Raw genomic sequence first — 25,191 nt, forward strand, 5'->3', positions numbered from 1 at the left:
TTAACTAAATTGAAATTCAAACATTATGCGAAAAAGACCAAATGAATTTATCAACGAATGGGAATTAAAAAAAGATGACCCCTGTGCAATACATACAGGAAGTCATCTTTTTTTAGCTGCCTAGGTATAAACCAAGTTTTTGAAGTGTCCTTGACAGAAGGTCTAGATCATATATAGTTTTCAGTTAATGATTGTTTAATCCTTTCATTCCTAAATATGCTCGGACTAACCCCTGTAAATCTCTTGAAAACCGTAGAAAAATACTGACTTGAAGAGAATCCAATCATATGTGCTATATGTGTTACTCCGTTATCATTCTTTATAATTAAGTTCTTTGATAATTCTATTTTTTTTCTCAAAATGTATTCATGTGGAGAAATCCCGGTTTTTTCTTTAAATAACCTTGCAAAATATGATTCTGACATATGCATGATATCTGCTAAATCAGAAATCATTATTGTATTGAAAATGTTTTTTTGTATGTATTCCAGTACCGGCTGCAAGTCATCCTGTTCTTTAGGATTTATTGATTTTTCGCTTTCTGCCAACTTTATTATAAATTCAGAAATCCAGCAGCGAATCAGAAAATCCTTGTAAGGACTCTGAGTGAAATACAATTCAATTATTCTGTCAAATAATTCTTCGAATTTATAGCATGCACGAAACCGCCTTTTTTTTATTTCTTTTAGCGTATTTAGCAATTTCCCCCCATCTTCATTGAAGAATCCCATGAAGTTATTACTTTCTTCAATATTTATCACGAAATAATAAAAAAGTGATTTATCCTCGAAATATGTCCCAGAGCTATGAACTTCATCGGGAAAGACAATTAAAACCTCTCCACTATTAAATTCATACTCTTTATTCTCTACCTCATATATTTGTCTTCCTTTTACAAGATATGTAGCTTCAATCGAGCCTTTATGAACATGAGTTTCAATAGGCTTGGAAGCCTTAAGGTGATTAATTCTGCCTAGTTTAAATTCAACAAGCCCGTTTTCTGACTTAAATGTAAATTCTATTCTTTCTTGCTTGAACAAATCATTTTTATTAACTTTTTTCAATATAATTCACCTCGTTTATAAATTAAAAAGTTTACAAATGGGACTCGCTTATATATGCTTAGCGGGAGGTTACATGCTCCTATCATAAGTAGAATACTAACGATCTGAATACAAAAAAAAAACAGTAAAACACCGAATATTAATAAAAATACGCTACAATAATTGATAAATCTCTAAAAAATGAACCAAGATTGAAAAATAGCTATTTAAATATGGGTTTCTATGGGTATCTGCAAAAAACAAAGGGATGAACTTTCCATCCCTTTGTTCTTTGTTCTACCATGTTTAATTAAATAAGGGGGAGAACTTGAGTTCTCCCCACATTATCAATGATTCGGTTTACTGCAATTTAGCTTTGGCCACGATGGCCAAGTCTATAATATCTACCTTACCATCTCTATTGACATCCGCTTTGGCATTCCAGCCGTTTTGACCAGTTTGCTTACCATAGCTTGCTGAAACTATAGCCAAGTCCCCAATAGTAATAATGCCATTTCCACTGACATCTGCTGTTATTTTGTTGTTTTCAAATGCCTGAACTGCCGCTGCAAGTGCAGCTTTGGCATGATCCACCTCAACCTGAGTTGCATTCGGATCATTAGCTGACACACTCGCTGCACTTATGGCCGACTGAAGAATTGCCTTTGAACCCGTCAAATACTGACCATCCATATTTCCTTCTACTGCAGCATCATGCTTCGCCTGAGTGCTTACGATTAGAGCGTTCAGTAATGTTTTATCCACCGGTACTGCAGGTACAATAATTTGAGTGCTGGAAGAGGCTCCGTTAATTTGCAATTCGTTACCTAGACCGTTGGCAATTGTAAAACTACTTACACCAAAGGCTGCATGCGTAACTTGGGTTACAGCTTTGGCAGTAAAGCTAAATTTCAGGATATCTCCTTGCGGAACAAATCCATCAGGATTTGTGCTTGCAAGAATAAACTGAACATGTCCTGGGACTGTCTCTTGTTGATCGATGACTTGCAATCCGTAAACAAGTGAGGTCACCGTACCCAGCTGCATATTCGCTGCATCATAGGTAAGCGTCAGCTCTTGCGCATTAATATGCTGGAATTCACTTTGTGTAACGTTGACTAATCCCATCATCAAATCCAATGCTTCTCCAGCTATTACCTGTGGTTGAAGAGTAAGGGTAGCCTGAGGCGAAACAGCCACTGGAACTGGTAATACGGTCACGCTGATACTTGTTGTCAGTGCCACATTGTTCGGATTTGCAACTCCGTCAGGCAAAGTTACTGTTCCGTTCACGGTGAACGTCTGGCCTGCTGGTGAGGACGGATTATAGGATGAGGCATACACATCCCAAGTCACACTGGCATTCAGGCTTCCCGCCGTATCGGTTACTAGTTCGACCGTTGCTGGCAATCCAAGAGCTGCTGCCGTCTTCGCCGTTCCGTTTGCAACTCCAGTGATGGATGCTGGTGCTGTTACTTCCATTGCTGTTATTTGCGGAGCTGTAAACACCTGCGCTTCAACCCAAGTATTAGAATTGATTACGTTGTTTCCGTTTATCCAAAATCTAGCATATCTTGCATTGACTTTCGTAAAAGAAATAACTTTGCCCGAGGCTGTTTCCGCATATTCAGAATCCGTACCTACTCCTAATCCTGCCGAATTATTCGTATCATTGTTAAACACCGTCGTAACTCCGCTGCTGAATGTCGGATCATTGGATAATTGAACGATGACGTCGCGAAAAATTCTTCCACCGGCGAAATAATGCCATAGCTTAATTTGATTAACATTATAGTTCTGTCCAAAGTCGATCTGCATCCAACCCAGTCCAGCCGTATTCAATCCAACCCAATTGTTAGAATTATTGCTTAAACCGTCCGTTGCAAAGGCGGCCGACTGTGAAATGGGTCCGCTAAAGGTTGGCGTTTTCCCCAATGCAACATTTATTGGAGGTGGAGTAAAACTAATGATGATCGTACTGGAGCCCTGTATGCCGGTTCCGTCAGTTGTAGTGGCAACCACTTTCACTTTTCCATTCTTTTTGGCTGTAAGTAAGCCATTAGCGTCAATCACTGCTTTATCCGTTGGCGTTACGCCATCAGCTTCGAAAACACGCCAAATGAAATTATTATTTGCGCCAGTTGGCTGTACTGCAGCCTGCATTTGAAGCGTGCCGTCACTGACAGTGATGGTATTCGCGCCGCCAGCGCCACTTACAGAGATCGATGAAGCAGGTGTTTGCGAAGCAGAATAAACCTGTGCTTCGACCCAACTATTAGCATTAATTCTTGAGTTTCCATTCGCCCAAAACCTTGCATATCTGGCATTTATTTTTGTAAACGTCAATGTCTTTCCTGCAGCCGATTCTGCATATTCGGAATCCGTACCCACGCCTTGACCTGCTGAATTATCCGTATCATTGTTAAACACCGTCGTAACACCGCTGCTGAATGTAGGATCATTAGATAATTGAACGATGACGTCATGGTATATTCTCGGATCCGCGTAATACTGCCACAGCTTAATTTTATCAACATCGTAGCTTTGACCGAAATCGACCTGCATCCAACCGAGTCCTGCCGTAGAAAGTCCTACCCAAGCGTTTGAATTGTTGCTCACGCCATCGGTTCCATTCTCCGCCTCCTGGGTAATCGGTGCGCTAAATGTCGGAATTTTATCCAATGCAACATTGATTGGAAGACTGAAGTCTGGCGTATAAACGGCCGTATTCCCTACGAATACGTCTTCAGGTGCGCCTAGAGAAACTCCTGAACTATCCGTTTGTTGCAAGCGCCATTTGACGCCTGGCTCCACAACACTCAATGTCCAATAAGAATTTTTGGACCGCAATCTTGCGCGTTGGTCTTGTGAGAAAGCTCCTAGATTTCTAGCTGTTTCCCATTGCTTTATTTTTTCTATAAACACACTTTGGTTAGCCAAAGCGCTTACGCTCGTTTGGAAGCCGGCACCTGCATTCCAGCCTGCCATTTTAGACAAATAATATTCGAGTGTTATGGTATTGTAGTTGCCCAAATAAAGCCAGCCGATCATCTCAGGTAATAAGTTACGTTTCATGTATTCCATGTTGGTGTATAGCTGCGAGATGCTAGTATTGGATTCGCCCCAGCTTACTCTCGTAATATAATCCCAAAGGTTAGCTGACATCCCACTGGCTTCCGTAATGAAATCATTCGGGTTCGTCAAATTGTTATACATATTGGAAACCAACTGACTCATGCCGTAATTATCATAACCTGAAAACATTGCAGCTTCTAAACCGTCAAACGACATGGCTCTTATTCCCGTATTATTATAGGCGGTTGCCATGCGCTGTGAAATCGAATTAATCAATTCAGTCCCGCCAGCCAATCCGCCATATTGGTTGACCCACAATCTGGATACCGTCTGACCCGCTGAATACGACGACGCCGAAGTTCCATGAATATGACGAGCTACGCTTAGCTTCCATTCCGCCTGGCTGATCTGCGTTGTTGAAGAATAGCTAAGCAATTCATTATTAATCCGAATCTTATTTCCACCCCCGTTGACAAAAGGGTCCAAGCTGCTTACATAAACATCCGTGCTCGTTGCATCCAGGTTTCTCGTCAGTGTTGCGCTTCCTGCGATGGCAAGTCCTGGATCTGGAATAGGGGTCACATAGCCGTCAGAGGTATCAATAAAATCGGACAAGGTATGAACGCCGTATTTAATACCATAAGTTGCAGCCGTGTTGACGGTTTGCTGCACGCCCGCATCGTTCGCGCCTAATTTGGACTTAAACTGCAGATGACCATTTGTGTTCCAAGGACCGCCTGCTCCTTCAAGGGAGTAGACATAATTCAATCCCATATTTTTCGCATACTGTGCAGCCTGCGCCATATTGGACGAAGAGATGTCACCTAAGACTAAAAAAGATTGGGACGATTTTTGCGATTGTCTTGTCCACTCACCATCGAGGGTTGGATGAAACAGTCCTTCGCCTGTCTGTATACTTGAAATCGTTTTCAAAATATTCGTCTTCGCCGTCCCGTACAGGGCAATTTTCGAGCCTTGCAATTGACCGTCCGGTCCTGCTAAAGGCTGTACCGGTTGGTTCGGCTTCTGATATCCAACATTCCTGTATCTAACTTTCGTGTGATCGTATGTATACGATTGTAGTAAGCTCCCCCAAGAGGTACGCGCAGCGCTGTTCCACATGAAAGGCATTCTGTCTGGTCCAATAGACGTATGGGTCAGGTTCATAAATTCAAGCGGCCACCCGCCAATTGTCTTAATATTCAACTGTTTAATTCCGATTGCAAAATTATCGTTGTAGGCAGCCCCTAGCGATTCGCCAACCGTTTGACTGATCGTAGTCGCAATAGGTCCCCACATCACTACTTCTACATCCACGCCTGTAGGCGCTGTAACGGAAGTGACTTCGAATGTAGCGTAATCCAATTTAGATTGCGCCTTTACAACCACTTGAATGTTTTTGGGATCGAACTGGAATGTATAACTGCTCGTTGATGATTCATAACTCATGGAAGTCGACAGCTGCTCTGCACCGTCGGCTACGAGCTTGATCAAATATGATGGATGATTGCTTTCTACATACTCGACATTGTCAATCTTGCTCTTTAAGCTTGTGATTTGTCCTGAGTCATTGAATGAGATGATTAATTGACCCGCGTCAATTTGATTAGGCGATGAGGCAGATGCTGTATGCGATCTGACGTCTCCATAACCAAATGTCGAAAATAGAAATACAACTAGGAAGGTATATACTAAAAATTTGTTTCTCATAAGATCACCTCAGTACTGAATTTGAAAGTCAACTTTTACAAAATAAGCAGTCATTACCGTCTTTGCGAATCATGTGTTATGTTAGCTGTAGTCCCAAAATCCTCGACCTAAGAATAATTAAATGCTAACCACCTTCTTTCAAGGATTGATATCGCTTACAACAATCATTTATACTTAAGATAACACCACGTATTATCGGAGGGAATGTGCGAAATGCCAAAGTTTTTGGACTATATGATCAGCAACAATCCAATACGCATAGAGGATCTCAAATTTGATAAATCCAAATTAATTATTTCAACATTGACCATTACCGCCATGGGCCATTTACCAGGAAGGACTTTGCAGCGAAATAATACCACCTTCGACAGTTGGGCATTTATTTATATTGTCGGTGGAAAAGGCTATTATCAGGTGAATGATGGCCCAGTGCAGCAAGTAGAAGCAGGCAGCCTGTTTTTTGTATATCCTGGTGCTGAATTTCATTATGGACCTGAAGATCAAGGATATTGGGACGAATATCATATACGATTTGAAGGCTGTCGAATTGGGGAGTGGCTTGAGCGGTGGCTTCATGATACGGATACTGTCAAACAAGTTGGAATGACTGAAATGGTAGTCAATAAGCTTGAAATCATTTTCTCGCTACTTGAGAGTGGAGTTCCTGTAAATGTAGACCGCAGTTCATTAATGTTGGAATCACTTCTATTCGAATGTATCCTGCTCGCTGACAAGCCGCAGCAAAAATTAACAAAACAAAATATTAATCAAGTAGTCGATGATATTGCAGGCACGATTTATCAATCATTAGATGCAAATATCGTTGCCAAACGGAACCATATTTCGATTCCAACGCTAAGGAGAATGATTAGTCAGTATACGGGTTATCCGTTTAATGAATATGTTCATCGGTTAAAAGTTGCCGAAGCCAAACGTCTTCTGCTTAACACAGATTGGCCGATTCATGAAGTATCCGATGCTTTATGTTATAAAGATGTATACTACTTTTCTAGAGTATTTAAGAAATATGCAGGGATTTCCCCGCACAATTATCGCAAGAGCGTATAAGTCATCCATGATGTCTTAAGAAAAGAACTCCCGAATAGTCCTACGAATGGAATACTAGGGAGTTCTTTTTATTTTAAACAGCTTATTTGTTTGTCGCTTTCCAAGCATCCAGTTGCTTTTGCTTCTCAGCAATAATTTTGTCGGAGCCTGCTTTTTTCAACTTCTCCTGGAATTGTGGCAAATACTTCTCAGGGTCTACGGAACCGCTCGCGATCGCATAATAAAGTTCATCGATAGCAGCGTCAACATTAGCCTTCTCTGCTTTAACCGGCGTGAAGTCAAATACGAAACCTAACGCATTGGAAGGTGTTGCATTTTTATTGAGATCTACCCACATTTGCGTAAACTTCTGATCGTTTCCTTTCGGGTCACCCTCAGACAAATAAGTAAGAGACATATTGCCAAATTCCCAAGGAGAACCCATTTGGAAGCCGCTGTCTTTGATCGTTTCAATTCGGTTATCCGCGACTTTCTTGTAATGCTTACCTTCAACGCCCCAAACCAGTGTGTTGTAAATTTCTTTGTCGGTGTTAAGCAGATTGAGGAGCATCATCGCTCTTTCTTTATTGGGCGAATTCGCAGAGATCGCCGTCATGGTTGCTGCAGCTTTATCGGTTGTCAGCAGCGGCTTCACGAACTGGAAGTCGTAAGACTTTGTATCTGGATTGGCATAAGACATTCTTCCTGGCGCATCCATGCCTGCTTGCGCAAATGCAGTGGAGTCAATATCAATCTGGCCTAACTGCAGCGCGTTCTTTCCAGCTTTACGATCGGCCGAAGTTTCTTTTAAGGTAGACGCGTCTTTACGTAAGTATCCTTTATTGAACCAGTCTCTCATCATCGTAATGTAAGCTTTGAATTCAGGAGTCTCGTACTGATTGACAACCTTGCTTCCATCTTTTAAATATAGATCTCCAGGCGTCTTCGCATCCCCTAAAGTCTCAAGGCCGAACATCGGCGGTGCGGTTAGGAATGGATCGATTGCCTGACTATATTCCCAAGGTATTAGATTAGGCTCGTTCTTCTTGACCGTTTCCAGGAATGGCGTCAGGTCCGATAGCTTAGTCACAGTTTTCCAATCCATTTTGTACTTATCCGCTACTGCTTTCTGAATGATATAACCGTAACCTGCTGTTGATTGTTGGAAGACGGGCACACCATAAATTTTCCCTTTCACCTTCACTGCATTCCAGAACATATCTGGAATCCCTTTCTTCATATCCGGATATTTGGCAATCAAATCATCGAGCGGTGCATAAGCGCCATTCGCCACATTTTGAAAATAATTGTTAAAGCCTGCTGCTGTCCAGACGAGATCGTAGGATTCACCAGAAGCCATGCTAACTTTCATTTTTTCTTCGTAAACCCCCCAATCAACGCCCTTTAGTTTAACCGTCGCGTTGATTTTCGGCTTAATGAGCTTATTCAGGGCATCTTCTACGGTCTGCATATCTTTCTGAGGCCCTGCCGGGAAATAGTACGATAGTTCAACTGGTGCTAATGGGGCTGCTGTTGGTTGCGCTGTTTGTACTGCCGTCGTACTCGGAGCAGGTGCTGAAGCTGTCGGCTCAGCCTTAGGTGTGCTGCACCCCGTAAGTGCGACAGAGATACCAATACTCAGCATAACAAGCGAACGATTCATTTTCTTTGATGTGTTCATTGTTTGACCTCCATATTTGATTTATATGCTAAACGAGTTGAAACCCGGTAAAGCCAATTTTTAAGACTCTTGATTGATAGCGCTTACAGCAATCGTTTATACTTAAGATAACATTACTAATTAACGGAAAGAATGTGCTAAATGCCAAAGTTTTTGGACTATATGATCAGAAATAATCGAATTATCTTTTGAAACTCTACAACACTAACGATCTGATTCCAGAAAAAAAAAACAAAATCACACCGATTTTTATTAAAAATAGGACTACAAAAACTGTTCAAATCTCCAAATAATGAACTATGATGGAAAAATAACACTTTTAAATTGAGTTTCTACTGGGGATATAATAAAATTGATTTGAATCGTACTTCATTAGATAGAGGTGGCAGCATGTACAAAAAATTGTTAATTACTTTCGTTGCGAGTATTACCACATTGATAATAATCCTGTCCTCCTTGCTTTACTACAACTACACCTCATCTTCTATTGAGACTATAAAAGAGATGAAAGGAAATATTTTATCTAATATCAGCTACAGCTCCGTTTACATGGATAATATATCCAAGAAATTCTGTCAATCCTTAATACTAAACAATTCGATTAAGGCATTCGCGTATAGCACGGATCAGGATATCATTAATATCAGCGGTGCTATTAAAACATTGAGTAATTTGACGATCCCCAACAGCTACATCTACTCTACCTATATTTATAACAAAAAAATCGAAACCTTTATTACTACGGAAACGTTTTATGACAGTCAAGATTTTTATGATAAAGAAATCGTTACCATGTTAAATAGTCCTCAAGCAGCCAAATCGCCAAGTTTATATCCAATTCCAAGGAAAATCGCAGTAACAAATGGTTCACAAGTAAGCGATATCAATGTATACACTTATCTATTGTTCGATACTAATAATAACAAAGGCGACTTCGACAGTGCGATCGTATTGAACGTAGATGCGGACTGGCTAAGACTAACTATTTCATCCTTGGATAACAAAATGGGCAAAGATGGGAATGAAATTTTCGCCATGGATGATAAAGGCGAAATCGTAAGCCACTATTCGCCTGATATGTTCAAGCAAAACATTTCAGATCAGAGTTATATTCGCGATGTTCTTCAAACAGCAGCGCCATCTGGCACCTTTTTTAAAGAACTGCATAATAAAAAATACGTGGTTTCCTATGTTTCTTCGGATGAATTGAAATGGAAATTTGTAAGCTTAACGCCTTATGATACATTTTTTTCGAGTGTCAAAAAGAATGGTTTCATCACACTTGCCTTTTGTCTAATCGTCCTTGTATTGGGACTATTATTCGCCTTTCTGGCATCAAAGAAGCTTTACCATCCTATTGAGACACTGACGAGAGGGATCAAACAAAAGCTGGGCCAAGATAGCAAACCTGAGAAAAACATCGATGAGGTTAGCTTTCTCTCAACTGCTTTTAATGGTATGATCGATAAAACCATCCTTTTGGAAAATATGAAACGAAATACAGCTCCCCTTCTAAAAAATGATTTCCTAAAAAATTTAATCATTGGTCAAGCCTATCTACCTCTTGAAAAAATATTGGCCAAAGAAAAAGAACTTCAAATCGATCTAAATCTTAAAAACAATCTGTTCTTGTTTATGTTAAAAATAGACTTTTATAAGGATTTCGTCGATCAGCATAATGAAAAAGATCGTTCCTTATACAAAATTGGGATTTCAAATATTTCCAAGGAAATAACTAGCGAGTATTTCAGAAATGAAGTTATCGAGACTGGATTCGATCAATTTACTATTTTGGTTGACATGGGAGAACTTACTGAGGAATCGGATTCGTACATGGACATCTTTCATGACATTGTGACTAAAATTCAATTCTGTGTCGACAAATATTTGAACATTTCATTAACAGGCACGCTTGGATATGTGATCGATTCGCCGGATCAAATCAAATACGCGTATGAAAAAACACTAAACTTGTCCATGTATCGAATTAAATTAGGTCATCACAGCATGATTACTTCTGAGATGTTAAATGACTTGGATGACAGCTCCTTCCAATTTCCCGCCTCCAAAGAAAAACAGCTTATTGATTCCCTGAAGTTAGGGAACAGTGAAGCTGCGAAGGAAGCCTATAATGACATCATTAAAGCCATGGAGCATACATCTTACGACACCATCTTAACATCAGTTATCTATTTGTTTTTCTCCATTTATAATTCTCTAAATCGGATCGTCGAAGGCTCTCAATCTACATTCAATGCGATTTCGATCGATTTTTTCAACAAAGTCGCAGGCTTTGAGACCTTAGAAGAAATCGAAAAAACCTTTTTCACGTTATTCGATGATATCATTCTTTTAAAAGATGGTACCAAAGATAAGAAAAAAAATATGATCGTCGATACCGTCATCGACATGATCCATGCTAACTATTCGGATAAAAACCTTACGTTAACAAGCTGCGCTGAAGCGATGTCCATTTCTTCCGTATACCTTGGCAAGCTGTTTAAGAATGCAACCGGTAAATCAGTAGCCGAATTCATTACGACAGTTCGCATGGAGAATATCAAGGACTTACTGGGACAAACACAACTGCCGATCAATGATATTTTAGAAAAATGCGGCATCGAAAAATCAAACTACTTTTATACCAGCTTTAAAAAGTACTTTGGTGTCTCGCTCACCGAATACCGATTACAAAATGTGAAGGTACACAGCGAAAAAGAAATTTTATAAACCTTACATGTATCCACTCACTATTGCAGGTATCGTTTGGAGAGGGGTGAAAGGTATTGCTTAAAAAATTCATTTTAAAAAATCCTTTTCAGCTGTTCCTGACGATTTTATTACCCTTTCTAGTGAGCACCGTCTTGCTCCTATTTGTCCAATTCTCCCTTCTAAACAACAATTTCGAAGATTATGCTCTTCATTTGGTTTATAATCAACATAAAACTGATTTAGAGCATACAAGTCGCAATGTCAGCGTTATGGAAGAAGCGGTCAAGACGGTTTCGATTACCGCTTTTTTCGATAACATGGTTACTGATCTTTTGTATTCCGATGTCGATTCGGAAGATTACGTAAAATACAAAAGCAAATTGCAATCATATAAGAATATCTATCCCTTTCTTCAATCGATTTATATCTATAACGGCCAACATATATATACGCTTCCAAGCGAAAGTTTTGTTTATGACCGCAAATCATTTTATGATCCCAGTATTTTTCCAATACTTGATGATATTCATAACAACAAGACCCATAGCATTGTATTAAGACGCATCCCTAACATCTTATCTGGCCTTACTTTTAACGCTTCAGAATCTATAAACGTATATTCCTATTTGTTTTTTGATTCCCAAGAGCAGAGCGGCAAAGTAAATGAAGCGATTATCCTTAATGTTTCGGAAGACTGGGTTAAGAAAAGCATTAGTTCATCCGATCCCAATAATCATGTCTTTATTATTAATCGTGAGGGGTTACTATTATCAGATGATGAGAAACATCCCTTATTAAGTGAATTGAAACAAGAAAGCTACATCCAAAAGATTCAATCTTCGAGTGAAAAGATGGGAAGCTTTCGGATGGAGATTGATGGAATCGACTCCTTTGTAACATTTGCTGCGACTGATGTGTTCGACTGGAAGCTGATTAGCATTACGCCTTATTCCTACATTATCCATGATCTCGAGAAAATGAAGCAAAAAACGTACCTGCTTGTGATATCTTTCATTATTGGCAGCATCCTGCTCTCTTTCTATTTGTCGCGGCGGCTGTACGTGCCGATCTCTTCCGTGCTTCAAAACTACCACCATATGGAGTCCGAGAAGAAAAATGACTTTTATACGAGGAAGCAAGAATTCCTAAGAACATTGATTGGTTCTAATGAATTGCCGTCATCGGAATTTCTTTACAAACAGTTTAAGAAGTTCAATATTGAACTCCTGCCGTCTGATTGTTTCATCATCGTTTTGCTTAGAATTGATCATTTTTCAGATTTCATCTCTACATACAAACGCACAGACCGCAATTTACTTCTGTTCGGCATGGTAAATATTGTCTCTGAAATCATAGCTCAATCCTACCGACATGAATGTATTGAGATGGAAGAGGATCGCTTGGTCATCATGATGAGTCGAGAAGATGCATCACTTCCTCCATCCGAAGATCGACGATTAGTTTTGCTCGTTCAAGAGTTTCAAGACAAGCTGCAATCTTTCCTGAATATATCTGTTTCTATCGCATGCAGCGAACCCTTTCATACGTTAGCGGGACTCAATTACGCTTATTTGAAAACGGTGGATTTATCTCGTTATCGCTTGATCCTGGGGCATCAATCAATGACCTATTTGGATAACTTCTCGATTCCCATCGACACCTATAAATACCCACAGGATCAGGATAAAGAATTGACGGATGCGATCATTCGAGGTCAATTTGAGCAAGCGAAACTCATTTTTACCAACATGGTTGAACATGCTTCCACTCAGAGTTATTCGGTAATCAACTCCGTTATGATCCGTTTATTGTTATCCATTCGTTACGCGATAGAAATTTTGGAAACCAATCTTAGTTTGAAAATTGACTTTAATTTCAACAAATACTTAGAAAACATTCAAAAAATTGAAACCCTTAACGAAATGCAGGCCGACTTCTTTCATCTATTTGACAATTTAGCGCTTGAACTGGATGCCAAAAAAGACAACAAATACTTGAACATTCTAGACGAAGTCATCATGATCATAAACCAAGAATTCACAAACCCTGCACTATCTCTGAATACGATTGCTGATCACATACATTTATCGCCTCGCTATTTAGGGAATATATTCAAAAAACACCGCTTCATTCCGATTTCTGATTATATCGATAACCTACGTCTGAAGTATGCCAGCGAGCTCATTACGAATTCTGATGAAACGGTTAATGTCATCATGGAAAAGTCGGGATTTTTGAGCCGCAGCCACTTCTACAACCAATTCAAACAAGCGCACGGAGTCACGCCAAATCAATACCGCAGTAACGCGATAAATACGAAGAAAAGTGCACTTGAGAATACATATACGTCATGAGAACACCTATAAGCAACTCGCGAAGCACTAAACTGGCTCAAACTTGAGCCAGTTTTCTTTCTATTATGTCAAATGAGAATTCATCATTAAATGAGGACAAGGGAAATTAGCACTTTTAGTACATCAATACGAAATGAGGAATTGCGGATTATCATCAACATGAGCGATATTGAAAGCATGAAACCACACATGACTGATATGAAGGAGTGAGACACTTGCAGCGCACAAAAAAACGAATGATGCAATCTAAGAAAAACTTTCAGATTACATTACTAGCGTTGCCCGCTATCATTGTTATTTTCATCTTTTCTTATATACCGATGGGCGGCATATTCATCGCTTTCAAAAACATCAATTATACCGACGGTATATTCCGAAGCCCATGGGTAGGATTTGAAAACTTTAAATTCTTTTTCACTTCAAGCGACGCATGGATCGTCATCCGAAATACATTAACGTACAATTTCATTTTCATCGCGGTAGGGACATTTCTCTCTGTCATGTTCGCTATTTTATTAAATGAAATCGCCAGTAGAAGAATCTTAAAAACGTATCAAACGATATTTTTCTTTCCCTACTTCTTCTCTTGGATCATTGTCGCATACATGGTTTATTCTTTTATTGGTCCTCACGGAATTGCTACTACCTTCCTTGAACATATAGGAGTTTCATTCCAATTTTACACAGAAACCTGGATATGGCCATTTTTTCTAACATTCATCAATATCTGGAAAGGTCTCGGTTATGTAAGCATTATCTTCTATGCTGGCATTCTGGGCATCTCCCAAGAGTATTTCGAAGCCGCAGCGATCGATGGTGCATCCAAGCTTCAAATGATTCGCAACATCACACTTCCGCTGTTATTGCCTCTGATCACCATCATGACCCTTTTGTCTATCGGCAAAATATTTTACTCCGATTTCGGTTTGTTTTTCTTCGTCCCTCGAGAAATCGGACAATTATTCCCTGTGACTCAAGTTATTGATACGTATGTTTACCGTATGTTGAAAGTGTCTGGCGATATTGGCATGTCATCTGCTGTTGGGCTGTTCCAGTCCCTTATGGGGTTTGTTGTCGTCTTGATCAGCAATTACGTGGTAAGTAAAGTAAACGAAGAAAACAAATTATTCTAGAGGTCGGGGGGCTCAGCCGTGACTGTAAAGAGATCTATTCCACAACTATTGATCCATGCATTGTTTATTGTATTCTGTCTTAGCTGCTTGATTCCGCTAGTGTCCATCATTTCCATTTCTGTAAGTAATGAGCCCGATATTATTAAAAATGGTTACAGCATATTCCCACGTATATTCGACCTAAACGCATACAGATATGTGCTATATAATCCTGTACAAATCTTGAATGCGTTTAAGGTATCTATTCTAGTCTGTTTGATAGGTACTTTTCTTTCGGTGTTAATCATGGCCGGGGTTGCATATGCCATCTCGCGGGAAGATTATACCTTCAAAAATTCATTAAGCTTCTACATTTTCTTTACGATGCTGTTTAACGGCGGACTCGTTCCGACTTACATGCTGATCAGCAATTATCTTCATTTGAAAAATACGATCTGGGTGCTTATTCTCCCCTACTTGGCTATCCCTTGGTTTATTTTGATCTTAAGGACTTTCATGCAGAAGATCCCACTAGATGTTATCGAATCGTGCATGATTGACGGTGCCACCGAGTTCAGAATTTTCTTCCAGATCGTTCTGCCTCTTGCTAAGCCCGGATTGGCCACGATCGCCTTATTTACACTACTGCAATATTGGAATGACTGGTGGCTAAGTTTACTCTATATCGAGAAAGAGTCGCTTGTCCCGCTTCAGTTCATGTTATATCGCATGATGAGCAACATCCAATATCTGACAAGCTCAAGCAATATGATGCCACCGGGGATGAATAATTTTGTCCTGCCGTCTGAGTCCGCACGCATGGCCATGGCTATCCTGGCTGCTGGACCTATGCTTCTGGTATTCCCGTTCTTTCAAAAGTACTTTGTCAAAGGGCTCACAGTTGGCGCCGTGAAAGGTTAACTTAAACATGGATAATTCCATTTTAAGAATATAATTACAGTTTAAGGGAGGAATTAGACATGTTCCAACAGCTTCGACTAACGAAGACAGGTGTCATCGCAACAACCGTACTACTTGCTAGCAGTATGATTTTTTCTGCTTGCGGATCTACTAGCTCAAGTACTACTCCGAGTGTAACACCAGCCCCATCAAGTAGCTCGCAGAACACCGATAAGAGTGATTCAGTAGCAGCGCTTCCGGAAGTGAAGCTCACTTGGTATGTCGGAGGAAGCTTCCCGCAGCCTGAGCAAGAAGCCGTATTTGCAGAATTCAACAAAATTGTCAAATCCAAAATCAATGCGACAGTCGATTTCAAAGCTTTCAGCTTTGGTGAGTTCGATCAAAAAATGCAAGTGGTAATCGCTTCCGGTGAACCCTATGATCTTACATTCACATCCAACTGGATGAATAACTACAGCCAGAATGTTGCCAAAGGTGCTTTCCTGCCGCTGGATGATTTACTCGTTAAACATGCACCTAAATCTTATGCATCTGTTCCGAAAACATTCTGGGAAGCAACCAAAGTGAAGGGCAAGATTTACGGGTTCGTCAACCAACAGATCTCTGCCAGAACCCCTGCTGTCGAAATACCGAAAGATTATATCGATAAGTATAGTATCGATACGAAAGCACTTAGTGGTAAGTTGACGATTGATAACTTAACGGCTCTTGAACCTACTCTTGCAAAAATTAAAAAAGATTTTCCTGACAAAGCATTCATCACAGGTTTAAACATGTACCAGGATGCGTTTGATTTCGAAACAATTGTTGGCATCAACGTCCCTGGAGCTGTAGCTTACTCGGATGATAGCCTCAAAGTAATCAATCAATACGAATCGGCTGGCGTTAAAAAGTACGCTGCCCTCATGAGGGACTGGAATGCAAAGGGCTATCTGAATTCCAAGGAACGTATTTCCAAGAAAGCTGACGACTGGGCTGAGGCCAAGGCAGGAAAATGGTCTATTGTTATCGGTGGCGCATTTAAGCCTGGAGGCGACATACTCGCTACTAATCAAGCTGGATTTCCAATGATGGATATTCCTGCTGGAACTCCTCACTTGACTACCGGCGGCATTGTCGCTACGATGCATGCCATCAATCGCAACTCCAAAAATCCAGAAAGAGCGATGATGCTGCTTGAGCTTTTGAATACGGACAAAGAACTTTATAACTTGTTGAACTTCGGAGTTAAAGATAAGCACTACAAGATCGACGCTGACGGATTTATGGTTCCTGGAGACAATCAAAAAGGATATAACCCGCAGGTACCTTGGATGTTTGCTACCAACTATCTGGCCAATGTAGAGAAAGGAATGCCTAAAACCGTATGGGAAGACACCAAGAAAATTAATGATTCCGCAATCCCTTCCAAGCTACTTGGTTTTACATTCAATGCTGAGCCGGTGAAAGGTGAAATCGGAAAAGTTAGTGCTGTATATGATGAGTATTACAGATCAATCGATCTAGGTGTTGCAACTGAAGATAAATATAATGAGTTTGTAGCCAAACTCAAAACAGCAGGCTCCGATAAAATTATTGCCGAAATGCAAAAGCAGATCGATGCTTGGAAAACGGCTAAGTAAGGATACACAGTTCTGAGATAAGATAACAGATAGAATGACCGATCAATAGGATTGTTCCCCCATATATAGAATCCGGCCGGCTTCCAGCTTAGTCATTGATGACACATCATGCTGGCTGCCGGTCTTTTGATTTAAATCCATATATTCAGATTCGTCAAAAAAAAACTGCATAGAATTAAATTCTACGCAGTTCTCGAAATATGATTATACAAGGTAACACTATATCCCGTTACACACTGACCGACCTGCTGCCTGTCAGTTTGAAGAATATTAATAATGATATTACAGTTGTAACAGTAAGTATGCTTGATATTGCTGCCGCAGTTCCGTAACTGGATCTGATGACTTCTGCATAGATGGCGACCGACATCGTTTTGGTGCTGCCGGTGTATAGGATGATCGATGCGCTTAATTCATTAATGACGGTTATCCAGCTCAAGATGGCCCCGGCAAGCACACCAGGCATCATCATGACTGCCGTAACCTTAAAGAAGGTTCTCACTGGCGAATACCCTAAACTGATGGATGCTTCCTCTAGGCTAGGACTTATTTGATACAGGATGGCCGCACTGGATCGAAGCGTATAAGGAAGTCTTCTTACGACATAGGCAATGACCAGAATCATGACGGTTCCGCTTAGCAGGATCGGTTTCTTGTTAAATGCCAGAAGTAGTGTAATACCAAGTACCGAACCTGGAAGAATATAGGGAAACATGGTTATCGTATCGATCAAGGAAGTGAGTGCGTTTTTCTTTCTTGTGGAAATATAGGCGATGAACATGCCCAATAACACAATAAGAATAATAGCCACTAATCCAAAAAGATACGTATTCGTGATCGATTTCCAAAGTGTATGTAGGACCAAGCTATAGCTCTCCATCGAAAAAGCTGCAAGAAACCGAGTGCCCTTCGTTTCAAGGAAGGACGTAACAATAACGGTCAGCTGAGGAATAATCGCAAGGAATACGACGAAATAAATAGCTGCATGAGCGAGAACTCCGCCAATTCCTTTGAATTTTGCAGGCTGAATAGGTCTCATTGAACTCATTGTAAACGATTTTTTATTGACGATATATTTTTGACCAATAAATAGCAGTGCTGTAATGAATACCATAATCGTAGCCATAGCCGCTGAGAAATTGGCTTGACCTCCTACTTCACTGATAAACTCAGAGTAGATCATGACAGGCATAACATTAAAGCCTTCACCTATCAGCATTGGAGTACCAAAATCTGCAATTGCATTCATAAATACCAAGAGCGAGCCGGCAAGCAATGTCGGGCCAATCAACGGCAGCATAATGGTAAATACTTTCTTAAACGCATTGCAACCCAAGCTTTCGGCAGCTTCGCTTAGCGATACGTCAACCTTCTTCAACGCACCTGATACATATAGATATATGAAGGGAAACAATTTCAAAGTTAGTACCAGCAGGATCCCTCCAAAGCCATAAATGCTCGGCATTTGGATCCCTATGGATTGAAAGAATTTCGTAACCAAGCCGCTTCGACCGCTTAGAAGTACCCAGGAATAGGCTCCAATAAATGGTGGAGACATCATGGATATGATAATCAGAATCTCAATCAGGGCTTTACCCTTGACCTTGTATGCTGTCATCAGATAAGCTAACGGAGCTCCGATTAAGACTGACAGAATGGTCACAAGAATTGTAATCGAAAAGCTGTTGATGAGGCCCTCATAATAGTATTTTTTCTGAAAAAACTTAGTGAAATTATGAAAAGTAAAGGCACCTGTTGCTGGATCTTTAAACCCGCTTAAGAACAATGAAAACAACGGATATACGAGGAATATCGCGAATAATATGGCTATGACCAAGGTGATAGCTGTCCAGAAATCAAGTTTCAGCTTGAATCTAGTCATATTTCTTCACATCCTTGATTAAGTTCTTTTCACCATCTTCAGTAAAGATATTGATCTTGTCAGACTTTGGAAGAAGGAACAACGTGTCCTTTAATTCATAGAACTTGCTCGCATTGCCCAGGTCCTGAACGAATTCACCAGCTAGCCCCGCTTCCATCATCAATCCTTCATTGAAGTCTACCTCATAATTAATATACTGCCCCAAAAAAGTACTCTTTCTAATTGTTACTCTCAAGCCATTCTCCGAAATAGAGAATTCTTCAGGTCTGACTGTGATAATAATAGGTTGTCCGTCTTTCACATCGTCTACCAAATTAGACATCGGTATCCGCAAGCCATTCTTGAAAACGATCCATTTTTCGTTCGCTTTCAACTCGATATGACCCTTAAAGAAGTTGGAGTGACCAATAAAACTGGATACAAATGTGTTGGCTGGACGGGTGTAAATATCTCTCGGCTTGCCCACATGCTGAATCACGCCATCCTTCATAACAGCAATTCGGTCGGATATGGCCAAAGCTTCCTCTTGATCATGAGTCACATACACCGTAGTTATTCCTACCTCTTTTTGTATATCCCTGATGGCAGTTCGCATATCAACTCGGAGCTTAGCATCCAGATTCGACAAGGGTTCATCCATCAATAGAACACTAGGACGAATGACAATCGCTCTTGCCAGTGCTACGCGCTGCTGCTGACCGCCAGAAAGCTTCTCCGGAAGTCTGTCCTTGTACGGTTCGATCTTGACAACCTTCATCATATCGTCTGTTTTTTTATGAATCTCGCTTTTGGTCAATTTCCTAAGCTTTAAGCCATATTCTACATTCTGCTTTACCGTCAAGTGCGGGAAGATAGCATAATTTTGGAATACCATCCCTATGTTTCTTTTATGTGCAGGGATATTGTTAATTACTTGATCGTCAAACGAAATTTCTCCGGCCTCTATCGAGTTAAAACCTGCTATCATTCTTAGCAGCGTTGTTTTCCCACAACCAGATGGTCCTAATAAAGTGAAAAATTCACCATTCTTGATATCAATCGATAGATCTGGAATTACGGTAATATTCCCGTTATCGTATTTTTTTACAATATGTTTAACATGGATGGCTACGCTCATTCTGCTTCCTCCTTACCATATAAGCCTGCAGTCTCTTCCGATTACAGGCTTATACAGCTCCTAGTCCCTATTTTTTCTATCTATGTTACCGAATTCCGCTTAGTTGCTTGTATACACATCTTTAAACTTGTCAAGCCAAGACTGACTGTTCGCTTGTACCATCTTCAGATCTTCATTGACAAGTTTGAAGTCCGAAATCTGTTTTAATCCTTGCGGCGCAGGTACATCGGTTCTTGTAGCACGCATATTCAGTTTGCTCGCTGTAATGGTTTGCAGTTCTTTGGAAGTCAGGAAATCAACAAACTTTTTAGCGTTTTCCATATTTTTCGCACCCTTGATAATCTGAACGGTACCAGGAGATACGATAACTCCCTCTTTCATATAGACAACCTCTACCGGAGAGCCTTGTCTAACAACAGCGGATGCCAACTCTTCATGCGTCAGCCCAACAACGTATTCGCCATCAGCAACTCCTTTAGGCACTGCTGATGAGCTTGCAAGAAGCTTTCTATCGAGATTCTTGACCAATGCTTTTACGTAATCCCAGCCTTTATTCGGATCGTCTTTACCGATTGTAAACAGCATATTTTCGATATGCGTTAATCCAGTAGATGATTTGGCAGGATCCACGAATGCGATTTTGCCTTTCAGCTTCGGATTAAGCAGATCCTCATAGCCTTCAATTTTGATATCGCCAATCAGTTTCTTGTTCACGATAAGAACCATCGGAATCATGTTATTACGGGTAATCATTCCTTCCGTATTCCAGGCAATATTCGCTATAGCGCTTTCATTCGGTGATTTATAAGGTTCGAATAATGCAGACTTAGGCACTGTGACCGATGTCGTGCCACCCCATTCGATATCCCCCAGTGGGTTCGCTTGCTCGGCTTCTATTCTCTTGAGTAGCTCTCCTGTGCCTGCTGTAACGACTTCTACCTTAATGCCTGTTTTCGCTTCAAATTCCGGAATAACGACATTCATAACATCTTGGGCTGCAGCCGTATAAACGACAAGACTTTTGGACTCGTTCTTTGCAGGTTCTGGTTTCTTGCTTTCTTCAGCAGCCTTGACTGGAACCGTTTCCTTCGTGCTCGATGGTGCTGTGCTTCCGCAAGCAGCGCTTATTAATACCGTGGTTGCTGCGAGCAATAATACAAAAGTCTTCTTCATTAGTTCTCCCCCAATTAGTTGTATTTTGTCAAATCTTGTTCACATCTTCTTTACATCTCTATAATAATAAATCGCTAATTAGTTCACAATCCGAAAAAAAGTACAACTATCGGTAAAAATGAACTCAGCAAAAGATTAACCTTTCATGATGATCAGTCAGCAAAAAAGCAGACAGCTCACGAAAGCAACTATACCTCGTGAGCTGTCTGCAGCAACTAGCCGATATGAACATTTCCATAAAAATATAAAGGGGATTTCAAGCGTGCCATGCCATGCCAATCGGTTCCACCTGATACTTTCAAATCCAATCGCTCACAGATGAGTTCATACCAATTGGATTCTTTCTGCGAGTGTTCTGGGTAATAGGCTTCAACACCATCTAACCCCAACTCTTTCATTTGCTTAATGATACGATATTCTTCATCCAAGCTCAGCTTCATTAGTTTAGGGTGTGCAAGATATACTTTTCCACCGCTTTTATGAATAACATCAAAACTTTTCTCTACCGAAGCACCATAATTTTGCCCACTTAATTGGAAGCAATAAGCAACGAATCCCACGTATTGTGCCCAGTCACTAAACAGTCCATCTTTTAACATGGCTGCGAACATATCAGAGAGGTAAATTCCTTTTTTATTCCGATGACTTATGACTTGTTCCCAAGAATAGTTGTACTTTTTAGCTAGAAATTTATCAAAGGTATACTTGCTATATGCCGTCGCTTCCGCAGTCAACGAATCTAACAATTCAATCAGTTCAACATTCTTAATGTCAATTCCGTAACCAAGAATATGTACGTTCTTTGGTCCAATGTGTGATGAAATCTCTACACCAGTTATGGCTTCAAGATCCGTTCCAGCAGCCGCTGCCATGAAGGCCTCTACGCCATCAATCGTATCGTGATCGGTCAATGCAATTCTTTTTATACCATGTTCTTTAGCCAAATCAACTAATTCTTCCGGGGTATTGGTAGCGTCAGAATGGATGGAATGCATATGATAATTATATTTCATGTTGCCCCCCCTTAATTAATTGTGTTATTTATCCATGTTATTGAATTTATTTCTGTTTAACCATACTAAAAAAAATACAATCATCGGAAAAAGTGAACTCAATCACTCTTCTTTTGTTTGATTCTTAACGACAATCCGGTTAACGGATTTTATAAAATCTGTAGGGGATGATTTGATATATTTCTTAAACACATCACAGAAGTGCTTGTATTCGCTGAAGCCGGTCAATTCGGCTATTTCATAGATCCGGCTTTTACCTGCGGCAAGCAGTTCTACAGCCTTCTGGACCCTATACTTGTTAAGGATATCCAAGAAGGTTTGTGAAGTGATCTCCTTGAATTTACGGCTCAAAAAACTCGCACTAACACTTAACTCATCCGCGATAAGTTCAATACTCAACTTTTGGTGGTAATCATTTTTGATTCGGAGAATCGCTTGATTCACATAGTGATTCTGCTTAGCGTCGGCAAGATAAACATCCAACTCAATCAGATTGATATCACTGATCGTTTTCGTTTTTTTGATGATGTCGTTGAGAACTTGATCTTGTTTGATCTCCTGCTTGATAATCTCGATAATTTTGGCAAGCTTCTCTTCATTGACAGGCTTCAATAAGTATTCAAATACCTTAAGTGAAATAGCCTGCTTCGCATAGTCGAATTCGGAATAGCTGGTCAGGATAATGCTGTGAAATGGATATATCTTCAAAGCTTGTTCAACCATATCGATCCCGTTCATGAGAGGCATTCTAATATCTGTAATCACCAGATCTGGCCGAAGCAGCTGAATCCGCTGGAGTCCTTCCTCTCCGTTACTGGCTTCTCCAACGATGGCACATCCCATCGACAGCCAATCAATGGTATGAACCAGTCCTTTTCGAATAATCTCTTCATCCTCAACGATGAACACCTTTAACATATTCGCCACCGCTCCTGTCGACCGGCAATGTGATTTTGACGACTGTTCCGCCATGTTGCCGACTTGATATGTCGATTCCATACTTTTCACCGTACATGAGTTGTACTCTTCTGTGGACATTAAACAATCCAATATGAACAGAATGATTATTATTTCCCTCAAGGATATCTAACACTTTATCCAGAACCTCTGGTTCCATCCCTACGCCGTCGTCACTTATGATGACATGCAGGTATTCCTCTTCAATGGCAGCCTTAATCTGTATAGACAAGGACTGACGATTGGCAAAGCCATACTTGATTGCATTCTCGATGATCGGCTGAACGATCAGTTTGGGAACAATGCAGTCCAAGGCCTCTTCTTCCACATGGATCTCGTAGTTGAAGTTTTCACCGAAACGGTATTTTTGAATGAGAAGATAGTTCTTCGTATATTCGACGTCCTCCTCCAAGCTAACCTCTATAATCGTATTATTGATGCTATATCTTAACAATTCAGATAATCCTACAATAATCTTGATGACGGAAGTCGGATCCAGTTTCACCATATAGCGAATCATTTCCAGCGTGTTAAATAGAAAATGAGGATTGAACTGGGATTCCAGTTGTTTAATTTCAGATAATACGCTTTGCCTGGCCTTTTCCTTGTTCACTTCGATCAAGTTTTTCAAATCGGTCAGCATCTGATTATATGTTTCCGCAAAAACCTGGAATTCGTCATTCGTATTGACATGGAGCCGGGTATCCAGATCGCCGTTTTGAACATTTTCGATGGCCCTGATAATGTCATCAATAACTCTGGTTTTACTGCCTGCTAGTTTTCTTGCCAATAAGTACGTTGTCAGCATCAACAAAGCAAAAAGCATAATCAACAATATTCCCGCCAAAATAAGCATCGAGCCAAAATAACCGATGGAAGTAAGTGTATAAACACTGATCTCCCCATCAAGTATTTCCGCCATCGTAACATAATGACTGTCTTCTTTCATCTGAATAATCCCAGACTTGTCCCTAAAATTCATGTCTATTTTCCCTAATTGGTTAACTAGCAATTCATTGGTGCACGCAATGACATATCCGTACTTATCGGTTATTACGGTACTAATTGAAAGATTTCTGCTGATAAGATTAACCAGATCTTTTTCAACAAAGTCAAAGGTAATAAATCCGGCAACGTGGCCATTCTTTACAATCGCTTTACCAACCGACAATGTTTGTCTGGCACCTGCCACTGTAGCTGGCCTGGACAGAATAACATTGTCAGGCATTTCCTGCATTCTACTAACGAACCCCCACTTGAGAGCGCTTTCACCTTCGGCATATTCAGGGATAAGATTCGAGCTTTGTATTAAGGGCTCCAACTGATTATCGAACACAAAGAAATTACTCTTGATTTCCATCTTATTTACAAAGTCATAAAACACGCCATATAATTCGCTTGTTGCATGCTTAGATGTTAGATAAGCCAGCAAGTTTTCATCTGTTGATAATCGAGCCGCCTCCCTCTCGTAATTACCTATAATATGCGCTACCGTTTCTGCTACTTGTGTATTGACCGAAACGTTCCGTAAAACAATCGTCCTGTAAAAGCTGTAGAACAACAAGAAATAACTGAATACCGCGATGATAATGACCGGAATAAGCGCATAACTAATAAATGATTTTCTAATATCGTCTCTATAATGCTTGTAATTTGTTTTCATTTTCTCACCTTATCATTATGATATAACAATTATAGTCCAAGTCATATAGAAAATACAAAGAAACCCCTCCAGGTTAAAATGGTTGCTGAACACTACCATGATACCAGAA

Annotated in this window: 15 protein-coding genes; 6 read left to right on the forward strand and 9 right to left on the reverse strand. The window is 40.3% G+C overall.

Annotated features, from left to right (window positions below):
- Positions 1–167 precede the first annotated feature (167 nt).
- Entirely contained in the window at positions 168–1,064 is an 897-nt protein-coding gene (locus AC58PQ_RS07910) for a helix-turn-helix domain-containing protein (protein WP_497241420.1), read from the reverse strand.
- A gap of 339 nt (positions 1,065–1,403) precedes the next feature.
- Positions 1,404–5,828, reverse strand: coding sequence for a dockerin type I domain-containing protein (locus tag AC58PQ_RS07915; RefSeq protein ID WP_497241421.1), 4,425 nt, complete (start codon positions 5,826–5,828; stop codon positions 1,404–1,406).
- A 213-nt stretch (positions 5,829–6,041) separates the two neighbouring features.
- Here AC58PQ_RS07915 and AC58PQ_RS07920 point away from each other — a divergent pair, with 213 nt between their 5' ends.
- Positions 6,042–6,896 carry an AraC family transcriptional regulator gene (locus AC58PQ_RS07920; RefSeq protein WP_497241422.1) on the forward strand — a complete coding sequence of 285 codons (855 nt, stop codon included), beginning with the start codon at positions 6,042–6,044 and terminating at the stop codon, positions 6,894–6,896.
- A gap of 82 nt (positions 6,897–6,978) precedes the next feature.
- Here AC58PQ_RS07920 and AC58PQ_RS07925 read toward each other — a convergent pair whose 3' ends face one another.
- Positions 6,979–8,556, reverse strand: a complete 1,578-nt coding sequence (locus tag AC58PQ_RS07925) for an ABC transporter substrate-binding protein (protein ID WP_497241423.1) — start codon at positions 8,554–8,556, stop codon at positions 6,979–6,981.
- A gap of 390 nt (positions 8,557–8,946) precedes the next feature.
- Here AC58PQ_RS07925 and AC58PQ_RS07930 point away from each other — a divergent pair, with 390 nt between their 5' ends.
- The 5 genes from AC58PQ_RS07930 (at position 8,947) to AC58PQ_RS07950 (ending at position 17,277) form a co-directional block, all read left to right on the forward strand.
- Positions 8,947–11,286 (forward strand): helix-turn-helix domain-containing protein, encoded by a 2,340-nt coding sequence (locus AC58PQ_RS07930; protein WP_497241424.1) that lies wholly within the window; start codon positions 8,947–8,949, stop codon positions 11,284–11,286.
- A gap of 56 nt (positions 11,287–11,342) precedes the next feature.
- Positions 11,343–13,622 carry an AraC family transcriptional regulator gene (locus AC58PQ_RS07935; RefSeq protein ID WP_497241425.1) on the forward strand — a complete coding sequence of 760 codons (2,280 nt, stop codon included), beginning with the start codon at positions 11,343–11,345 and terminating at the stop codon, positions 13,620–13,622.
- Positions 13,623–13,828: 206 nt separating this feature from the next.
- Positions 13,829–14,755, forward strand: coding sequence for an ABC transporter permease subunit (locus AC58PQ_RS07940; RefSeq protein ID WP_497241426.1), 927 nt, complete (start codon positions 13,829–13,831; stop codon positions 14,753–14,755).
- Positions 14,756–14,773: 18 nt separating this feature from the next.
- Positions 14,774–15,655: a carbohydrate ABC transporter permease gene (locus AC58PQ_RS07945; RefSeq protein WP_497241427.1), complete on the forward strand. Its 882-nt coding sequence runs from the start codon at positions 14,774–14,776 to the stop codon at positions 15,653–15,655.
- A 59-nt stretch (positions 15,656–15,714) separates the two neighbouring features.
- The gene (locus AC58PQ_RS07950) at positions 15,715–17,277 is read left to right on the forward strand and encodes an ABC transporter substrate-binding protein (protein ID WP_497241428.1); all 1,563 of its coding nucleotides are present in this window, start codon (positions 15,715–15,717) and stop codon (positions 17,275–17,277) included.
- A gap of 229 nt (positions 17,278–17,506) precedes the next feature.
- Here AC58PQ_RS07950 and AC58PQ_RS07955 read toward each other — a convergent pair whose 3' ends face one another.
- The 6 genes from AC58PQ_RS07955 to AC58PQ_RS07980 form a co-directional block, all read right to left on the reverse strand.
- A complete protein-coding gene (locus AC58PQ_RS07955; RefSeq protein ID WP_497241429.1) occupies positions 17,507–19,159 on the reverse strand; it encodes an ABC transporter permease in 1,653 nt (550 codons plus the stop codon).
- Positions 19,152–20,276 (reverse strand): ABC transporter ATP-binding protein, encoded by a 1,125-nt coding sequence (locus AC58PQ_RS07960; protein ID WP_497241430.1) that lies wholly within the window; start codon positions 20,274–20,276, stop codon positions 19,152–19,154. The genes AC58PQ_RS07955 and AC58PQ_RS07960 overlap by 8 nt, the downstream gene beginning before the upstream one ends.
- Before the next feature lie 99 nt (positions 20,277–20,375).
- Positions 20,376–21,449: an ABC transporter substrate-binding protein gene (locus AC58PQ_RS07965; protein WP_497241431.1), complete on the reverse strand. Its 1,074-nt coding sequence runs from the start codon at positions 21,447–21,449 to the stop codon at positions 20,376–20,378.
- A 215-nt stretch (positions 21,450–21,664) separates the two neighbouring features.
- The gene (locus tag AC58PQ_RS07970; RefSeq protein ID WP_497241432.1) at positions 21,665–22,462 is read right to left on the reverse strand and encodes a PHP domain-containing protein; all 798 of its coding nucleotides are present in this window, start codon (positions 22,460–22,462) and stop codon (positions 21,665–21,667) included.
- A 102-nt stretch (positions 22,463–22,564) separates the two neighbouring features.
- The gene (locus AC58PQ_RS07975; protein WP_497241433.1) at positions 22,565–23,380 is read right to left on the reverse strand and encodes a response regulator transcription factor; all 816 of its coding nucleotides are present in this window, start codon (positions 23,378–23,380) and stop codon (positions 22,565–22,567) included.
- Positions 23,358–25,082, reverse strand: a complete 1,725-nt coding sequence (locus AC58PQ_RS07980) for a sensor histidine kinase (RefSeq protein WP_497241434.1) — start codon at positions 25,080–25,082, stop codon at positions 23,358–23,360. Before AC58PQ_RS07980 ends, AC58PQ_RS07975 begins: the two co-directional genes overlap by 23 nt.
- Between the last annotated feature and the right edge of the window lie 109 nt (positions 25,083–25,191).

The sequence above is a fragment of the Paenibacillus sp. J22P143 genome (genome assembly GCF_059692035.1).

Coding starts and splice junctions, on each gene's coding strand:
- AC58PQ_RS07925 (WP_497241423.1), bottom strand. CDS start 8,556: ATGAACACATCAAAGAAAATGAATCGTTCGCTTGTTATGCTGAGTATT.
- AC58PQ_RS07930 (WP_497241424.1), top strand. CDS start 8,947: ATGTACAAAAAATTGTTAATTACTTTCGTTGCGAGTATTACCACATTG.
- AC58PQ_RS07975 (WP_497241433.1), bottom strand. CDS start 23,380: ATGTTAAAGGTGTTCATCGTTGAGGATGAAGAGATTATTCGAAAAGGA.
- AC58PQ_RS07970 (WP_497241432.1), bottom strand. CDS start 22,462: ATGAAATATAATTATCATATGCATTCCATCCATTCTGACGCTACCAAT.
- AC58PQ_RS07950 (WP_497241428.1), top strand. CDS start 15,715: ATGTTCCAACAGCTTCGACTAACGAAGACAGGTGTCATCGCAACAACC.
- AC58PQ_RS07920 (WP_497241422.1), top strand. CDS start 6,042: ATGCCAAAGTTTTTGGACTATATGATCAGCAACAATCCAATACGCATA.
- AC58PQ_RS07965 (WP_497241431.1), bottom strand. CDS start 21,449: ATGAAGAAGACTTTTGTATTATTGCTCGCAGCAACCACGGTATTAATA.
- AC58PQ_RS07980 (WP_497241434.1), bottom strand. CDS start 25,082: ATGAAAACAAATTACAAGCATTATAGAGACGATATTAGAAAATCATTT.
- AC58PQ_RS07915 (WP_497241421.1), bottom strand. CDS start 5,828: ATGAGAAACAAATTTTTAGTATATACCTTCCTAGTTGTATTTCTATTT.
- AC58PQ_RS07955 (WP_497241429.1), bottom strand. CDS start 19,159: ATGACTAGATTCAAGCTGAAACTTGATTTCTGGACAGCTATCACCTTG.
- AC58PQ_RS07960 (WP_497241430.1), bottom strand. CDS start 20,276: ATGAGCGTAGCCATCCATGTTAAACATATTGTAAAAAAATACGATAAC.